At 66.6% G+C, this 16230-nt stretch carries 15 protein-coding genes, 2 tRNA genes and 2 pseudogenes; 6 read left to right on the plus strand and 13 right to left on the minus strand.

The genetic code is table 11. From position 1 onward, the window contains the following. Together DWA33_RS25775 and DWA33_RS20050 are read left to right on the plus strand one after the other, a co-directional pair. Window positions 1-103: pseudogene (locus DWA33_RS25775) on the plus strand (integrase core domain-containing protein); the annotation flags it as partial. Further along, window positions 82-261 (plus strand): annotated as a pseudogene (locus DWA33_RS20050) (integrase core domain-containing protein); the annotation flags it as partial. The pseudogenes DWA33_RS25775 and DWA33_RS20050, both read left to right, overlap by 22 nt. A 102-nt stretch (window positions 262-363) precedes the next feature. On the opposite strand, the gene DWA33_RS20055 reads toward DWA33_RS20050, so the two are convergent. Both DWA33_RS20055 and lipA read right to left on the minus strand, forming a co-directional pair. Then, complete coding sequence (locus tag DWA33_RS20055) at window positions 364-837, minus strand: type II toxin-antitoxin system RatA family toxin (protein WP_114360284.1); 474 nt, start codon at window positions 835-837, stop codon at window positions 364-366. A 25-nt stretch (window positions 838-862) separates the two neighbouring features. Beyond that, window positions 863-1822 carry a lipoyl synthase gene (gene lipA / locus DWA33_RS20060; protein ID WP_114360285.1) on the minus strand — a complete coding sequence of 320 codons (960 nt, stop codon included), beginning with the start codon at window positions 1820-1822 and terminating at the stop codon, window positions 863-865. A gap of 162 nt (window positions 1823-1984) precedes the next feature. Between lipA and DWA33_RS20065 the strand changes: the two genes are divergently transcribed. Beyond that, window positions 1985-2605, plus strand: a complete 621-nt coding sequence (locus DWA33_RS20065; RefSeq protein ID WP_114360286.1) for a DNA-3-methyladenine glycosylase — start codon at window positions 1985-1987, stop codon at window positions 2603-2605. A gap of 159 nt (window positions 2606-2764) precedes the next feature. On the opposite strand, the gene DWA33_RS20070 is transcribed toward DWA33_RS20065, so the two are convergent. The 6 genes from DWA33_RS20070 to DWA33_RS20095 form a co-directional block, all read right to left on the minus strand. After that, the gene (locus DWA33_RS20070) at window positions 2765-3325 is read right to left on the minus strand and encodes a hypothetical protein (RefSeq protein WP_114360287.1); all 561 of its coding nucleotides are present in this window, start codon (window positions 3323-3325) and stop codon (window positions 2765-2767) included. Between the two features lie 102 nt (window positions 3326-3427). Then, window positions 3428-3814 (minus strand): VOC family protein, encoded by a 387-nt coding sequence (locus DWA33_RS20075; protein WP_114360288.1) that lies wholly within the window; start codon window positions 3812-3814, stop codon window positions 3428-3430. A 3-nt stretch (window positions 3815-3817) separates the two neighbouring features. Beyond that, the gene (locus DWA33_RS20080) at window positions 3818-6691 is read right to left on the minus strand and encodes a valine--tRNA ligase (RefSeq protein ID WP_114360289.1); all 2874 of its coding nucleotides are present in this window, start codon (window positions 6689-6691) and stop codon (window positions 3818-3820) included. Between the two features lie 145 nt (window positions 6692-6836). Further along, on the minus strand, window positions 6837-7622 hold the full coding sequence (locus DWA33_RS20085) for a PopZ family protein (protein WP_114360336.1): 786 nt from the start codon (window positions 7620-7622) through the stop codon (window positions 6837-6839). 291 nt (window positions 7623-7913) lie between these two features. Then, window positions 7914-9305 carry a TolC family outer membrane protein gene (locus tag DWA33_RS20090; RefSeq protein WP_114360290.1) on the minus strand — a complete coding sequence of 464 codons (1392 nt, stop codon included), beginning with the start codon at window positions 9303-9305 and terminating at the stop codon, window positions 7914-7916. Between the two features lie 211 nt (window positions 9306-9516). After that, window positions 9517-10182: a protein-L-isoaspartate O-methyltransferase family protein gene (locus DWA33_RS20095; RefSeq protein ID WP_114360291.1), complete on the minus strand. Its 666-nt coding sequence runs from the start codon at window positions 10180-10182 to the stop codon at window positions 9517-9519. A 258-nt stretch (window positions 10183-10440) separates the two neighbouring features. Between DWA33_RS20095 and DWA33_RS20100 the strand changes: the two genes are divergently transcribed. The 3 genes from DWA33_RS20100 to DWA33_RS25280 all read left to right on the plus strand — a co-directional run bounded on the left by DWA33_RS20100 (window position 10441) and on the right by DWA33_RS25280 (window position 11449). After that, window positions 10441-10515, plus strand: a tRNA-Asn gene (locus DWA33_RS20100). Window positions 10516-10716: 201 nt separating this feature from the next. Then, complete coding sequence (locus DWA33_RS20105) at window positions 10717-11088, plus strand: hypothetical protein (protein WP_114360292.1); 372 nt, start codon at window positions 10717-10719, stop codon at window positions 11086-11088. 187 nt (window positions 11089-11275) lie between these two features. Further along, window positions 11276-11449 (plus strand): hypothetical protein, encoded by a 174-nt coding sequence (locus tag DWA33_RS25280; protein ID WP_167443247.1) that lies wholly within the window; start codon window positions 11276-11278, stop codon window positions 11447-11449. Between the two features lie 14 nt (window positions 11450-11463). Here the strand turns inward: DWA33_RS25280 and DWA33_RS20110 are convergent, their stop codons facing one another. The 5 genes from DWA33_RS20110 to DWA33_RS20130 all read right to left on the minus strand — a co-directional run bounded on the left by DWA33_RS20110 (window position 11464) and on the right by DWA33_RS20130 (window position 16225). Continuing rightward, window positions 11464-12597 carry an alginate O-acetyltransferase AlgX-related protein gene (locus tag DWA33_RS20110; protein ID WP_114360293.1) on the minus strand — a complete coding sequence of 378 codons (1134 nt, stop codon included), beginning with the start codon at window positions 12595-12597 and terminating at the stop codon, window positions 11464-11466. Window positions 12598-12599: 2 nt separating this feature from the next. Continuing rightward, on the minus strand, window positions 12600-14069 hold the full coding sequence (locus DWA33_RS20115; RefSeq protein ID WP_114360294.1) for an MBOAT family O-acyltransferase: 1470 nt from the start codon (window positions 14067-14069) through the stop codon (window positions 12600-12602). Window positions 14070-14459: 390 nt separating this feature from the next. Beyond that, window positions 14460-14533, minus strand: a tRNA-Cys gene (locus DWA33_RS20120). 87 nt (window positions 14534-14620) lie between these two features. Next, window positions 14621-15400, minus strand: a complete 780-nt coding sequence (locus tag DWA33_RS20125; RefSeq protein WP_114360295.1) for an exodeoxyribonuclease III — start codon at window positions 15398-15400, stop codon at window positions 14621-14623. Window positions 15401-15493: 93 nt separating this feature from the next. After that, the gene (locus tag DWA33_RS20130) at window positions 15494-16225 is read right to left on the minus strand and encodes a tRNA-uridine aminocarboxypropyltransferase (RefSeq protein ID WP_114360296.1); all 732 of its coding nucleotides are present in this window, start codon (window positions 16223-16225) and stop codon (window positions 15494-15496) included. Window positions 16226-16230: the final 5 nt, after the last annotated feature.

Raw genomic sequence — 16230 nt, forward strand, 5'->3', positions numbered from 1 at the left:
GAGGCAATGCTGCGCGAGCTCGGCATCGTGCACCGTTACACTCGGCCTTACCGCCCCCAGACCAACGGCAAGATCGAGCGCTTCTGGCGGACCCTGGACGACGACGTGATCGACGGAGCCACCTTCGACAACCTCGACCACTTCGCCAACGAGTTGTTCGAATACATGGTCTATTACAACAACTTCAGGCCCCACCAGGCCCTCGGCGGCAAAACCCCGAAGGACTTCGCCGCCGACAAAAAAATCCGATCACCGAATTAGTGAACTCGCACAATTGCGAGGAGCGTAGCGACGAAGCAATCCAGTGCCGGAGCACGGGGCTGGATTGCTTCGCTTCGCTCGCAATGACGACGGAGGCGTGAACTACACCTGGGACAGTTTCGGGCCGGTGCCGTAGATCTGGTCGGCGCGGGTTTCGAACGCTTCGGCGAAGCGATGAAACGCGGTGTCGAACATCGCGCCCATCAGCGTGGCGAGCATCCGGCTCTTGAATTCATAGGCGATGAAGAAGCCGACCTCGCAGGCGCGCTCGGTCTTGGCTGTGAAGGTCCAGCGGTTCTCCAGGTTGGAGAACGGGCCTTTCAGATACTCGACCAGGATCGTCAGATTGGCGCGGTCCAGAGTGACGCGGCTGGTGAAGGTCTCCTGCACCAGCTTGAACGACACCGTCATGTCGGCGATCACCACTTCGGTGCCGTCCGGCTGCGGGTTGCGCTCGCGGATTCTCAACGCCTTGCACAGCGGCACGAATTGCGGATAGCGCTCGACGTCGGCGACGAGGTCGAACATCTTCTCGGCACTGTGCGGCACTCGGCGCCTGTTGGAAAACTGCGGCATCGTCTCGGGCTTCAGATCTTGGCTCTCAGCGGGCTCGCGCCGCGCGCGCCGCCTTGAGCTTGGCGAAATCGTCGCCGGCGTGGTGCGACGAGCGCGTCATCGGCGACGCCGACACCATCAGAAAGCCCTTGGCGTAGGCGGTGGTCTGATAGCCGGCGAACTCGTCCGGCGTGACGTAGCGCATCACCGCGTGATGCTTGCGGGTCGGCTGCAGATACTGGCCGATGGTGAGGAAATCGACCTCCGCCGAGCGCAGATCGTCCATCACCTGCAGCACCTCGTGGCGCTCCTCGCCGAGCCCGACCATGATGCCGGATTTGGTGAAGATGCCGGGGTCGAGTTCCTTCACCCGCTGCAACAGCCGGATCGAATGGAAGTAACGCGCGCCCGGCCGCACCGACAGATAGCGCGACGGCACGGTTTCGAGATTGTGGTTGAACACGTCCGGCTTGGCAGCGGCCACCACTTCAAGCGCGCCGTCCTTGCGCAGGAAATCCGGGGTCAGGATCTCGATCGTGGTGGTCGGGCACGCCGCGCGCACCGCACGGATCGTCGCCGCGAAATGCGCAGCGCCGCCGTCGACGAGATCGTCGCGATCGACCGAGGTGATCACGAGATGCTGCAGCCCGAGCTTGCGGGTCGCCTCGGCGACGTAAGCCGGCTCATTGGGATCCAGCGCGCCGGGCAGCCCGGTCTTGACGTTGCAGAACGCGCACGCCCGGGTGCAGGTGTCCCCCATGATCATGAAGGTGGCGTGCTTCTTGTCCCAGCACTCACCGATGTTCGGGCAGCCGGCCTCCTCGCACACCGTGTGCAGGCCGTTTTCCTTGACGATGCCGCGGGTCTCGCCGTAGCCGCGGGTGGTCGGCGCCTTGACCCGGATCCAGTCCGGCTTCTTCGGCGACAGCGCATCCGGCCGCGCCGCCTTCTCCGGATGCCGGGGGCGGACAGGATTGGCGGACACCGTATCGACGAGAACGACCATGAGCTGCCTGGGGTTTGCGCGAGAACCCTACCTAATCCGGCCGTCCCCGTCCCGCAACCCGGGCGGCTTGCAGGCCGTTATCCCTTGGAATAATGCTCGAATTGTAAGCATAACGCGCGCCGCCGGCCGCCCCCTCACGGCGCCTCGATCCTTGTCCCACAGATGACCAAGCCCCGCGTTCCGAAGCCCTCGTCGGACGGAACACATCCAGCTCTCGGCCCGCTGCTGACGCGCCGGTTCTTCGCCCGCAGCGTCCATGAGGTCGCGCCCGAGCTGATCGGCGCGACGCTGCTGTTCGGCGGCACGGGCGGCATCATCGTCGAGGTCGAAGCCTATCACCACACCGACCCGGCCGCGCATTCCTTCGGTGGCCAGACCCCGCGCAACGCGGTGATGTTCGGCCCGCCGGGCTTCGCCTATGTGTACCGGTCCTACGGCATCCATTGGTGCGTCAACGTCGTCTGCGAGCCCGAAGACTCGGCCAGCGCCGTCCTGATCCGCGCGCTGGAGCCGACCCACGGCCTCGCGGCGATGCGCAAGCGCCGCGGCCTCGACGAGCCGCGCAGCCTGTGTTCCGGCCCCGGCAAGCTGGCGCAGGCGCTCGGCATCACCATCGCCCACAACGGCCTGCCGCTCGACGCCGCACCGTTCGCGATCCATCGCCGACCCAGGACTCCGGAGGTCGTCACCGGCCCGCGCATCGGCATCACCAAGGCGGCCGACTATCCGTGGCGCTATGGGCTGAAGGGGTCGCGGTTTTTGAGCAAGCCATTCCCAGGTTGAATGTCTCGGGCAGCGCTTCTCCAACCTCTCCGGTCATCGCCCGACTTGATCGGGCGACCCAGTATTCCAGAGCGCTTCAACTACCAACGACCGCTCTGGGATACTGGACCCTCCGCTTTCGCGGAGGGTGACGTGTGTTTGCGGCGCAGCGCCGCGGACTTAGCTTGCCGCCGCCCGCGCCTTCCGCAAATGGTCCGGGTACCAGACCGTGAAGATCGCGGTGCCGATCAGCACCGCGTAGGAGATCAGCTCGTAAGCGAGTTCGGGAAGCGCGAACTGCTCCATCTTGCCGAATGCCAGCACAGCGTTGATCGTGAAAGCCGTCGCCCAGATGCCGGTCATCAGCACGTTGATGCGGATGAATTTCGGATCGTTCCAGACCGCCGGATCGACATGCTCCTTGGCGTAGTCGAGCGTGAACGGCTTGCCGAGCAGGATGGTCAGCCAGGCGCCGGCCGCCAGCGCGCCGTTGGCCAGCACGCCGAGATGGCGCAGCGTCCAAGTGTCGTGGAAGCCGATCACCGCGATGGTCGCGGCGCCGAAGAACACCACGCCGACCCACAGAATGATACCGCGATGGAGCTTCAACACGCCCATCACGACCGTCAGCGCCAGTGCAACGCAGAGGCCGATCTCGACCCGGAGCAACGTGTCACGGGCGATGATCAGGAACGACAGCCACGGCGCAAACGAGATCAGTAGCTTGAGGAAGGCGAGCATCGGCACAGCCCCGTTGATGCCCGATCCTACGCGACTGCCGCGGTGTCATACTTTGGCGCCGATCAACGCCGCGGCGACGGACAGCAGGTGCAAGGAAAGAGCTCAATCGAGCGCGTGGCACACCGCTTCGAGCCGGTTGCCGTCAGGGTCGGTGATGAAGGCCGCGTAGTAACCGGGATGATAATCGCGCAGTCCTGGCGCGCCCTGATCGACGCCGCCGTGAGCGAGCCCGGCTTGCCAGAATGCATCGACCACCGAGCGGCTGTTCGCCTTGAAGCACCAGTGCCGGCCATAGGCCGGCTCCGGCCTGTCGCCCTTGCGGATCGACAGATAGACGCGGTCCGGATGCTCAGGCCGCGCCCGCTCGCCATAGCCGAGCCAATCGCCGCGGGCGCCGACCTTGACGACGCCGAGCGCCGCCATGATCGCGTCGTAGAACGGCTCGGCCACCGCAATATCGGACACGGTGATCGAGACGTGGTCGAGCAAGGGTCAGCTCGCGTTCTTGATCCGCAACAGCGCTTCGAGGATTTTGACCTTGCGGGCGATCGCGGCTTCGCGCTTTTCGCGCTCTTCCTCGACCACTTCCTCGGCGGCGTTGGCGACGAACTTCTCGTTCGCCAGTTTGGCCTCGGCGCGCTTGATGTCGGCTTCGGCCTTGCCGAGCTCCTTCTCCAGGCGCGCCTGTTCGGCGGCGAAATCGATCACGCCCTTCAGCGGCAGGGCCGCGACCTCGCCGCGCACCAGGAGCTGCACGGCGCCCTGCGGGGCTGCGTCGGCGAACGAGATTTCGCCGACCCGCGCCAGCCGCTTGATCACGTCGCTCCAGCGCCCGGCCCGGGCGTTGGTCGCCGCCGAGGCGCCGGCCAACACCAGCGGCGTCAGGGTCGACGGCACGATGTTCATCTCGGCGCGCACCGAGCGGATCGCGGTGACGAGATCGACCACCCAGCCGATCTCGGCCTCGGCGGCCTCGTCGGTGAAGTCCGGCTCCTGCGGCTCCGGAATCGCCAGCATCGCCGGCCCGGCCATCGGGTCGGTCGCGGCTGAGCCCGCCAGCACCGAGACCTCTTCGTCCGACATCCCGGACTTGCGCGACCACGGCGCCAGTGCCAGCAGGCCGTCGCGGGATGCCGTCACCGCCCACAGTTCCTCGGTGATGAACGGCATGAACGGATGCAGGATCTTCAGGATCTCGTCGCGCGCCCACGCCACCATCGCGCGGGTCTCGGTTTTGGCGGCGCCGTCCTCGCCCATCAGCACCGGCTTGGCGAGTTCGAGATACCAGTCGCAATACACGTTCCAGACGAAGCGATATGCGGCTTCGGCGGCGTCGTTGAAGCGATAGGATTCGATCGCCTCGGTGACCTCGCGCACCGCGCGCACGGTCTCGTGCGCGATCCAGCGGTTCAGCGTCTCCTTCGCCGCGGTGTAGTCGAAATCCGCCGGCGCGACGCAGCCGTTCATCTCGGCGAAGCGGCAGGCGTTCCACAGTTTGGTGGCGAAGTTGCGGTAGCCTTCGACGCGGCTGGTCGCGAGCTTGATGTCGCGGCCCTGCGCCGCCATCGCGGCCAGCGTGAAGCGCAGCGCGTCGGCACCGTATTGGTCGATCAGGTTGAGCGGATCGATGACGTTGCCCTTCGACTTCGACATCTTGGCGCCCTTCTCGTCGCGAACGAGGGCGTGGATGTAGACGGTCGGGAACGGCACGTCGTCCATGAAGTGCAGGCCCATCATCATCATCCGGGCGACCCAGAAGAAGATGATGTCGAAGCCGGTGACCAGCACGTTGGTCGGATAGTAGCGGTCGAGCTCGGGCGTCTCGTCCGGCCAGCCCAGCGTCGAGAACGGCCACAGCGCCGAGGAGAACCAGGTGTCGAGCACGTCCTCGTCGCGGGTGATGAAGCCCTCGCGCTTGACGGGATCTTCCGCCATGTCGTGCGCCTGGGCGGGCGTCAGCACTTCCTGCTCGACGTAGTAGCCGAGCGCGTTACCGACCGCCTCTTCTTCGGTTTCGGCGACGAACACCTTGCCGTCCGGCCCGTACCACGCCGGGATCTGATGGCCCCACCACAGCTGGCGCGAGATGCACCACGGCTGGATGTTTTCCATCCACTCGAAATAGGTCTTTTCCCAGTTCTTCGGCACGAAGTTGGTCTCGCCGGAACGCACCGCGGCGATCGCCGGCTGCGCCATCGTCTTGGCGTCGACGTACCACTGGTCGGTGAGGAACGGCTCGATCACCACGCCGGAGCGGTCGCCGTGCGGCACCATGTGGACGTTGGGCTCGATCTTCTCCAGGAAGCCGAAATCGTCGAGCCGCGCCACGATCATCTTGCGGGCGACGAAGCGGTCGGTGCCGTCGATCTCCTCGGCGAATTCACGCGCGCCCTCCGGCAGGCCTTCGAGATAGGCGCTGTTGTCGGCGACCGAGATCTTGCCCTCGATGTCGAGCACGTTGATCTGCGGCAGATGATGCCGCTTGCCGACCTCGAAGTCGTTGAAGTCGTGCGCCGGCGTGATCTTCACCGCGCCCGAGCCCTTCTCGGGATCGGAGTACTCGTCGGCGACGATCGGAATTCGCCGGCCGACCAGCGGCAGGATGACGTGCTTGCCGACCAGATGCGTATAACGCTCGTCTTCCGGATTCACCGCCACAGCGGTGTCGCCCAGCATCGTCTCGGGCCGGGTGGTGGCGACGACGATGAAGGTCGAAGGATCGGCCGGGTCGAAGCTTTTGCCTTCGATCGGATAGCGCAGGTGCCAGAGATTGCCCTTCACCTCGATCTGCTGGACCTCCAGATCGGAGATCGCGGTGAGCAGCTTCGGGTCCCAATTGACCAGCCGCTTGTCCTTGTAGATCAGGCCCTGGCGGTGCAGCTCGACGAACACCTTGGCGACGGCGCGCGACAGCCCCTCGTCCATCGTGAAGCGTTCGCGCGACCAGTCGCACGAGGCGCCGAGCCGCTTGAGCTGGTTGACGATGACGCCGCCGCTCTCGGCCTTCCACTGCCACACCCGCTCCAGGAACCTGGCGCGGCCCATGTCGCGGCGGCTCGGCTCCTGGCGCTCCATCAGCTGGCGCTCGACCACCATCTGGGTGGCGATGCCGGCGTGGTCGGTGCCGGGCTGCCACAGCACGTCGCGGCCGCGCATCCGCTCGAACCGGCACAGGATGTCCTGCAGCGTGTTGTTGAGCGCATGGCCCATGTGCAGCGAGCCGGTGACGTTCGGCGGCGGGATCACGATCGAGTACGGGATGGCGTCACGGCGGTCCGGACGACCGGCCTTGAAGGCCTCCGCGTCTTCCCAGGCGCGCGCGATGCGGGCCTCGATGTCGGCAGGCTGGTAGGTTTTCTCGATCATGGCGCTGCAATCAAAAAAGGCGCGTCGCCGGGCTGCGGACGCGCTCGCTGGACGTCGCTAGAAACCTTCCGGCGCGCCGCAAGTCAACAATGGAAGGCCGATCCATTCGATCAGGCCGCCGGCAGGCGCAGCCGCGGTCCGCCGCTCAGCGCCCGCGCGAGACCCGCTCGATCTCCTGGCGGACGATCCGCTCGACCAGCGTCGGCAGATTGTCGTCGAGCCAGGCCTTCAGCATCGGCCGCAGCATCTCCTTCACCAGGTCCTCGAGGGTCCGGGCATTGTTGCTGAGCACGGTGGTGGCGAGCGAATTGAACGCGGACTCGACCGCCGCGGCGGTGGTCCGCGACAGGATCGGCTGCTGCGGCTCTTCGCTCCAGGCCGCTGCAGGTGGCGGCTCGTAAGCCGGCTCCGGCGCGCGCGGCTTCGGCGCGGCTTCGGCGAATTCGATGTCGTCCTCGACCGGCGCCTTCTGAACCGGCGACGGTGGCGGCGGCGGCGGAGTCGGCTCAGGCTCCGGTTCGGGCTCCGGCAGCGCCATCTCGTCGGTCAGCTCGAGGACGTCGCCGTCCGGCTGCGGCGGCCGGACTTCTTCCTCGGTGGTGCCGGCGTCGAGGCCGGCCAGCAGCGCGTCGATGTCGTCCTGGCTGTTGCTCTCGGCTGCGGCCGGCATCGGCGGAGGCGCCGGCTTCGGCGCGGCAGCGGGCTTCGGCGGCGCAGCTTGCGACACCGGACTGGGTGCAGACGGAGGTGGGGTCATGGCCGCGGGCTTGCTCGGCGGGGGAGCCGGCTTGGGCGGCTCCGGCTTCGGGGCAACGGCCGCCGGCGCAGGGGCCGGGGTCGCGGGCTTGGCTTCGTCATCGGCGATGATGCGACGGATCGACGCCAGAATCTCCTCCATCGAAGGCTCTTGGGCCTTTGCAGGCTGCGTCATCTCCGACTCCACATCATCACGCCCTTCCCGGCGTTGTAACATCAAACTCTGCGGGAGAGACCGGTTCCGAACAGGCGGCGCTGGGTTTCGCGTTCGAAGCAGGACTTGTCCCCAGCTTCAACTGCGGTTCTCACCGAGGTCAGGCTCGGCAGCGAACGGCGCTACGCACCACGACGCGGCGCATCTCCGACTCGAATCGCTACCACGATTCCGTCGAACGGTAGGCACCGTGTTAGTTGTTTGCAAGCAAACGCACCCGCGGCAAGCCCACGGGTGCCGGCGCGACCGCAATCAGCGGCCGTCGGGAGTCCGCACGCCGCCCCAGCTGTCGCGCACCTGATGATAGTGCACGCTGGGATCATAGACGTTGGTCTTCAGGCCGAGCACCTGCGGCGAGAGACGGCCGACCGCGTTCAGCACCGCGTAGGACGCCACCACGCGATCATGCTGCGCGGTCACCAGCGCGACGCGGGCATTCACCAGCGCCTGCTGCGCGTTCAACACGTCGAGCGTGGTGCGCTGGCCGGCGCGGGCTTCCTCGCGGACGCCGTTGAGCGCGATCTCCGAGGCCTTCACCTGCGATTGCGCCGAGGACACCTGCGCCTTCGCCGCCTGCAACTGGCCCCACGCCTGCACCACGCTGGCGCGGGTCTGGTCGCGGACCTGTTCGAGATTGAGACGCTGCTGCGCCAGGCTTTCCTTCGACTGCCGGATCAGCGCGTATTCGCCGCCGCCCTGATAGATCGGGATCGAGAGCTGCGCCACGCCGGACGCCAGGAACTGCCGCGGCGACGAGATCGACGGTTCCCACGACTGCTGCGCGCTGGCCTGCAGCGTCAGGGTCGGGAACAACGCGCCTTCGTTGATCTTCACGTTGAGATAGCTGACGTCGATGCCGTACATCGCGGCGGTGACGTTCGGATTCTCGACCAGCGCCAGATTGATCGCCTGCGCCAGCGTGCTCGGCAGATACCGATCGACCGGCGAGCCCGGTGCGAGATTGCCCGGCTCGTTGCCGATGATGCGCCGGTAGTTCGACCGGGTGGTGGTCAACGTCGACTCGGCGGCGAGCTGCTGGGTGTTGCCGGCGGCGAGCTGCGCCTGCGACTGCGCGACGTCGGTGCGGGTCACCTCGCCGACGTTGAATCGATCGTTGGTCTGCCGCAGCGTCTGCTCGAGCACCCGCACGTTCGACCGCTGCACTTCCAGGGTCGCGGAGTCGCGCAGATAGTCCATGTAGATGGTGGCCGCCGACAGCAGCACCGACTGCTCCAGCACCCGCAGGCCCTCGCGCGCCGAGGAAACCTGGCTCTCCGCCGCACGGGTGCGGTTCGCGGTCTGATTGCCGTTGAACAGCGTCTGCGACGCGGTCACGCCGACCGAGCGCGGGATCTGCGTGCCGTTGAGATGAAACTGATTGCCGCCGACGCTCGAGATCGCATCGGTGTACTGATAGCCGCCGCTCGCGGTGATCGACACCTTCGGCCGGTAACCGGACAGAGCCTGCGGCACCGATTCGTCGGTGGCACGGACAGATGCGCGCTGCGCGTTGAGCTGGGGATTGTTCTGGTAGGCTCGGATCAGCGCCGCTTCGATCGTCTCGGCCCCGGCCACGGTCGGAGAAACGCACGCCAAAACGATGCCGGCAGCCGCGAGGCCGGAAATCCGCTTAAGCCCATCCATTCTGGCAATCCAATCCTGAACTTTTCCCCACACCGAACCCACCGGTGCACCATGACGCGCGCCCAGCCGAACAATGTCCGGTAAGTCCATCCTCACCATAGGACACCGAACTGGCCGAAGAAACCCCCTGCCCCGGTCCCGCGTCGAAACTTCCAATCTGGGGCATTCGCGCCACAGGTATGATTTCCCAGCAGAATTCGGACGATTCCGATCAGAATTCGAAGGCCGGAACACGCTCCAGGCCGGGCAGAACCGGCACCGAGGCATCGAACAGGATGCGGGTGCCGAAGTCGCAGTGCGACCGCGTCACCACCGTGACCCGCTGCGGCCTGCCGGTCGCGAACGCGCCGACCAGACGCCCGCCGAGCTTGAGCTGCTCGTACAGCGCGGTCGGTTCCACCTCGGCGGCACCGCACAGCAGGATCGCGTCGAACGGCGCGCCGTGCAGATCACCGCGCGCCGCCTCGGCAACCCGGACATCGACATTGGCGAAGCCGAGCGCCGGCAGCGTCGCACGCATGCGCTGCGCCAGCGTCTCGTCGTCGATGGTCGTGACGACACGATCGGCGAGCTTGGCCACCACTGCGGCGACGTAGCCGGTCGGACAGCCGACCACGAGGACGCGATCGTCCCGCTGGATCTCCGCGGCCTGGATCAGGCGCGCCGTCATGATGGGGTTGAGAAGGAAATGCTTGCGGCCATCGCCGCCGTCGATCTCAAGGTCGAGATCGAGATAAACCAGTTCGCGCTTCGAGTCCGGAACGAACGCCTCGCGCGGCAGCGCGCGCATCGCGTCGATGATTCGCCAATCCGTCACGCTGGCGGGCCGGATCTGGCCGTCGACCATGTTCTGCCGCGCGCGCTCGAATTTCAACATCCCCGATCCCCTGCGATGAAACCCGGCGCCATCCATGCTGCAACGCGGTTCAAAACGCAACTGGCCAAGGGCGGTCCACAGAATTGGCGTGATGGGGGCTTCACGCCGGGCTTCACATCCCCTACATACGACCCGCGCCGCCACGGCGGCTGCGCCGCGCTGCGGCGGCGGAACGGACGATCCCGATCGACCGATTTCCGCTTTCCAACGCCGAACGGCTTTGTTATACGCTGCCCCGCGAAGCGATGCTTCGCATGTTCCCTGGTAGCTCAGTGGTAGAGCAACCGGCTGTTAACCGGTTGGTCGCTGGTTCGAATCCGGCCCGGGGAGCCATTTCCATTTTCCATCATTGCAGATCGTGACGTCCACGACAGTTCGTGGGCTTCCGAGGATGCGTCCTTGTTCGCGCACCCGGCTTCGCGCCCAAGGCCGCGTGCCCTTCACGCCGCTGTGAATCCGCCTCCCCCCGCTCCCGGAACGTTCTCGCGTCGCCGCACGTTGCGTCCGCATCGGAGACAATGAGGGAGACCGAAGATGTTGAAGCCGACGACCTTTGCGGCCGCTGTATTCGCAGGCGCCGTGGCCCTGAGCAGCGCCGCTTCGGCGCAGCAACCGATGCAGACGCGTGGCCAGCACTACGGCGAGACCTATCGCCATCAAGGTTATCAGGACCGCGGCTATCAGCAGCGCAATTGGCGCGACAGCAACGCGTTCTGGCCGGGTCAGGTCGCCGCGGGTGTGGTCGGCGGCGCGATCGGCGCGGCCGGTGCGATCGCCACCGCGCCGTTCCAGGCCGGCTATCAGGGCGACTACGACATGCGCAGCTATGCCGAGCGCAACGGTTTCGTCTGTCTGCCGGGCACCACGTTCCGCGGCGAAGACGGCCGGATGCATCTGTGCCAGTAACGTTGCATTCAGCAACGCGTCTGAATCGAGCCGCCTCCCGTTCGGGGGCGGCTTTTTTCATGGCGACCGATGCATCGGCAGCGGGCGATCCGGTACCAATCGGCCGATCGCTAAAATTGTAGCGATCCGCTCAACCGCGCTCACAGCTGTTTTTGCCAGACTCCGGTTCGGACAGGGGAGCCGAACCATGAGCGAAGCCGAATACGATCTGATGCTGGAAACGATCAGCGGTGCCGTCGCCGAAAGCGCGCAGGACAATGTCGCACGTTCGACCGTGGCGACGATGCGACGCGCCGCCAACGACAACTCGGTCGAATGGCCGCTGCTGCCGTTCCCATCGGACTGGTACGCTTCCTGCTGACGGCCCTCGCCGGCCTACCGCCCGTCCGGCGCGACGGTGTCGGCGAGCGAGTCGAGATGCCGCTCCGCCAGCTCTTCGATTACCATGTCGGGCGCCTCCCGCTCGATCAGCGGCACGATCTGGCGTGACGGCTTGAAGCCCGAACGCGCGACGTAAACCACTTCCCCGAAACTGCGCGACAGATACTTCACCAGACCGTCGGTGAAGGAGTCGCCGACGAATACGATCTTGAACTTCGCCTGCGGACAGAACGTCCGCCGCACCGCAATGTCGTCGCCGACGTGCTGGAAGGCAGTGGCGGTGAAAGCGCATCGATCGGCCGGCACCTGCGCAACCCGGGTCGGCTCGCGCCGCGACAGACCCGCCATGCCGGCGAGATCGCCCGCATGGTCCGCCGGGACCGCGAACTGCCGCGCATCGAGATCGAGCACCGGCAGACCGGGCAGCGGCAGCGCGGCCATGATGCGACGATAGCCGAGATAGGCGCCCCAATCGCTCCAATGCGAGTCGTCTTTGAAGTACACCTGCCCGTCCGCCTTTCCGGCCCGCAACGCGGCGCGCAGATCGAGGACCGGCAATCCCGCCGCACCGGCGATCGCGACGACCTGATCGAGCTGCGACGGCGGATCGCGCCGCGACATGTAGGTCGGCATCATCTCCGGGTAGATCGTGTGCTTGTCCGGCGCGACGACGAACAGATACGGCCGGTTCGCGGCCTGCATCGCGCCCACCCGGCGCTGCAGAGCCGTTCGGGTATTGTCGAGCTGCAGCGAACTGAGCGGACGCTGGTTGCGATACAGTTCGATCGAATTGTCGCCGGCGTAGAACAGCCAGTCGTTATGGCCGAACACCACCTTGTCGGACGGCGAGCGCCCCAGCATCACGGTGCTGAAATTCGAGTTCAGCCGCAGCAGCAGCGTCCGCAACCCGAAATTGTCATTGAAGAACGCGTCGAACCGCTGCGGAAAGCTGTCCCATTCGGCACGCGTGCGCGGCCATCCGGGCATCTGCGCCAGCGCCCGGTTCTCGACTCTGCTGATCTCGGCGTGCTTGAACGCCATGGCGATCAGCGAGGCGAACGGAAACACCAGCACCAACCCGACCAGAGCGCCGCCGTACAGTCGAGCGTAGAACGGTGATCGCCGCATCGCTAGAACCGGAAATAGATGAACGGATTGTAGGTGCCGGCCGCGACCTGGCTGGCGGCCAGCAGCCCGGTGGTCAATAGCACCATCAGACGCGCGCCGAGCACCACGGCGCCGTCACGACCCAATTGCAGGCAGCCGATCCCGGGTTCGACGCGGCCCTCCCGCTGGTTTCGGCGCAGCCGCCAGTCCGAGGTGAGCGGGCTGAACAGCGCCGCGCTCGCCAGGCTGCCCATCACCAGACAGATCACCACCAGCGGATCGATCTCGTACAGGAAGTCGAGCGACCAGCCGGCGCCGAGACCGGCCATCGCCTGGAGATAGCCGATCGCGTGGGGCAGATCGGCGGCGCGGAAGAACACCCAGGCCAGCGACACCACGGCCAGCGTGTAGAGGTGGCGCACCGGCCTCGGCATCCGCGCCAGCAGCGCCGCCAGACCGAGGCGCTCCAGGATCAGGAACAGACCGTGGATCAGCCCCCAGACCACGAACGTCCAGTTGGCGCCGTGCCAGAGCCCGCACAGCAGGAACACGGTGGCGAGGTTGAAATACACCCGCCATGGCGGCATGCGATTGCCGCCGAGCGGGATGTACAGATAATCGCGCAGCCAGTTCGACAGCGAGATGTGCCAGCGCCGCCAGAATTCCTGCAGCGACTGCGACAGATACGGATAGTTGAAATTCTCCAGGAAGGTGAAGCCGAACAGCCGCGCCAGCCCGATCGCCATGTCCGAATAGGCGGAGAAGTCGAGATAGATCTGCAAGGTGTAGCAGACCAGCCCGAGCCAGGCCGCACCCGGACTGAGCTCGGCGGCCGGCAGCGCGAAGATCCGGTCGGCGACCTCGCCGAGCGGATTGGCCAGCAGCATTTTCTTGCCGAAGCCGGCGAGGAAGCGCTCGATCCCGGACGTCGCCAGTTCGAGCGTCACGGGCCGTCGGCGGAGCTGGTCGGAGATATCGTGATAGCGGATGATCGGGCCGGCGATCAGTTGCGGAAAGAACGCGATGTACAGCGCGAAGTCGACCGGCCGGCGCTGCGCGCGCGCGACGCCGCGATACACGTCGATCACGTAGGACAGCGCGTGGAAGGTGAAGAACGAAATCCCCAGCGGCAGATGCGGCGCCACCACCGTGATCGGGGCAATCCCGACGGCGCCGAGCACGGCGTTGAGATTCGAGATCAGGAACTCGGAATACTTGAACACCGCGAGCAGGCCAATGTTCAGCACCACCGCGGCAGCGACCACCAGCTTGCGCCGACGCGGATCGGCGAGGCCGTCCAGCGCCAGCCCGAGCAGCCAGTTGCCGAAAATCGACCCCAGCATCACCAGCGCGAAGAACCGCTCGCCCCAGGCGTAGAACACCAGGCTGGCGGCCAGCAGCACGCTGTTGCGCAGCGGACGCGGCACGCTCCAGTAGACCAGGAGCAGCAGCGGCATGAACAGGAACAGGAAGACCGGCGAACTGAACAGCATCAGGCCGTCGTCCTCGTGCCGTTCCGGCCCCTGCAGTCGCGATCCGGCATCGCCATCGTGTCCCCTGGTGTTTCCCCTCCTTGCGCGACTGTTTCTGAATGTTCAAGACCGCCGGAGCCGAGATGCGGTGCCGCCGTTCACCGTCCGGACGCGCCGCGACGCCGAACTGCGCAGGTCGCGGCGGATCACACTGCCGGCAACGCCGCCGTCACGATTCGAGGTTGGGAAGAGCTTCCAGAGAAGCGGCGCGTCACGGCCAAATCGCCTCGACCGCGGGCCGGATCGCCCCCGGGCGCAAGCTGTCGCCCAGCCCAAAGACAGGCCGGCGGCGAGCGGCGCTGGGCTCGCGCAGCGAGCCAAGACAATGCACTAACGCGTTGGAATTGAAAGTGGAGGCCACGACCAGAATTGAACTGGTGTACACGGTTTTGCAGACCGTTGCGTAACCACTCCGCCACGTGGCCCCACACGGCGACCTTCTATAGGCGATCCGTCGGCGAGGCAACAACCGAGACGCCGCCCGCTCCAGCGCGGATCGGCCCCGGTCGGGTTCAAGGCTTGCGCAGCACGATCCAGGCCGGAGCATGATCGCTCGCGCCCGGCCCGGCCCGGACGTCGCGGTCGACGCCGCCGCGGATGAGGCGGTTTGCCAGCGCCGGGGCGAGCAGCAGATGATCGATCCGCAGCCCGGCGTCGCGCTCGAACCGGTTTCGCCAATACGACCAGAAGGTATAGGGCGGGCCAGCGGGATGCAGCGCGCGCAGCGCGTCGCTCCAGCCCTGCTTCAGCAGCTTGGCGTAGAGCGCGCGGGGCGCAGGCTGCACCAGCGCGTCCTTGTCCCATGACCGCGTCGGATAGATGTCGTCCGGCGTCGGCACCACGTTGAAGTCGCCGGCCAGCACCACCGGCGCGCCGCTCTCGAGCAGCGTGGCGGCGTGGCGGTTGAGTCGCTTCAACCAAGCCAACTTGTAGTCGAACTTCGGTCCCGGCTGCGGGTTGCCGTTCGGTGCATACAGGCAACCGACGATCATCCCGGCGACGGCGGCCTCGATATATCGGCTCTGACTGTCCTTCGGATCGCCTGGCAGCCTGGTCCGCGTGACCACGATCCGGGCCCTGCCCCGCGCCAGAATGGCCACGCCGTTCCAACTCTTCTGCCCGACCCAGGCCGCCGAATACCCGGCCTTGCGGAGCGCCACCTCGGGAAACTCGGCCTGCGCCGCTTTCAGCTCCTGCAGGCAGACCACGTCCGGCTTCGCCGCCCGCAGCCAGCCGAGCAGAACCGGCAGCCGCTTGTTGACGTCGTTGATGTTGAAGGTGGCGATCTTCACCGCGGGGCCCCCGCGCCGGCTAAGGTCGGCGACGCGTCGGACAACCGATCGAGGCCTGAGAAGATCCTCCTCTCCCCGCCGCGAGAGTCGCCCTCACCCGCGCCGCTTGCGCCGCCAGTCGCGCTTCTTCGGCTTCGGCGCCAGGTCGGGGCGCTCGGCCTGGACCTGCTTGAACCGCACCAGCATCCGGTCGAACGCGGACAGCAGCACGGTCTCGATCTCGGGGCGGTGCTCCAGCCGCGACAGCAGCATCGCGGCGGCTTCCAGCGTCGACAGCCCGTCGCGGCGCGGCTCCTTGCGCAGCCGGCCGTAGCGCGACGGCGCAGCGGGATCGAGAATCACCCGCTGGCATTTCAGCATCCAGGCGTTGCGCCACCACAGCGCCTTGGCCTGGCTCCAGGTGCCGTCGAGCAGCACCACGCCCTCGATGTCGTCGAGGATCATGTCCTGGTGCGGCTCAGGCTGCCCCTTGGCGTCGACCGCGACGATGTCGCGCCCCTCCGCGAGCTCCGCGGCGCGCGCGGAGCCGAGATACAGCACCGCCCAGCGCGACGGATCGTGCACGGTGCGGCCGAGCGCCTTGGACAGGCTCGGCCACGACAGCCCGATTCGAACCACGGCGTTGTTGAAATGCTGCGCGGTCAGCCGGGCGGTGCCGAGTGCGCGATCCTGCTCCTGCGGGTGCTGCAGGATCAGAAGCTGGATGCGGCTGGCGATCGGCTCGACGGTGTCGCAAATGCACAGCGGCAGCGGCTTGCCGCAGCGGTCGCACTCCGGCTCCGGGGCGCCCAGCTCTGCCGTGTGCGTCTCGTGTTCGGTCGTCATCTTGT

Origin of the sequence: Rhodopseudomonas pentothenatexigens (genome assembly GCF_900218015.1) — a bacterium.
Classification (GTDB): domain Bacteria; phylum Pseudomonadota; class Alphaproteobacteria; order Rhizobiales; family Xanthobacteraceae; genus Rhodopseudomonas; species Rhodopseudomonas pentothenatexigens.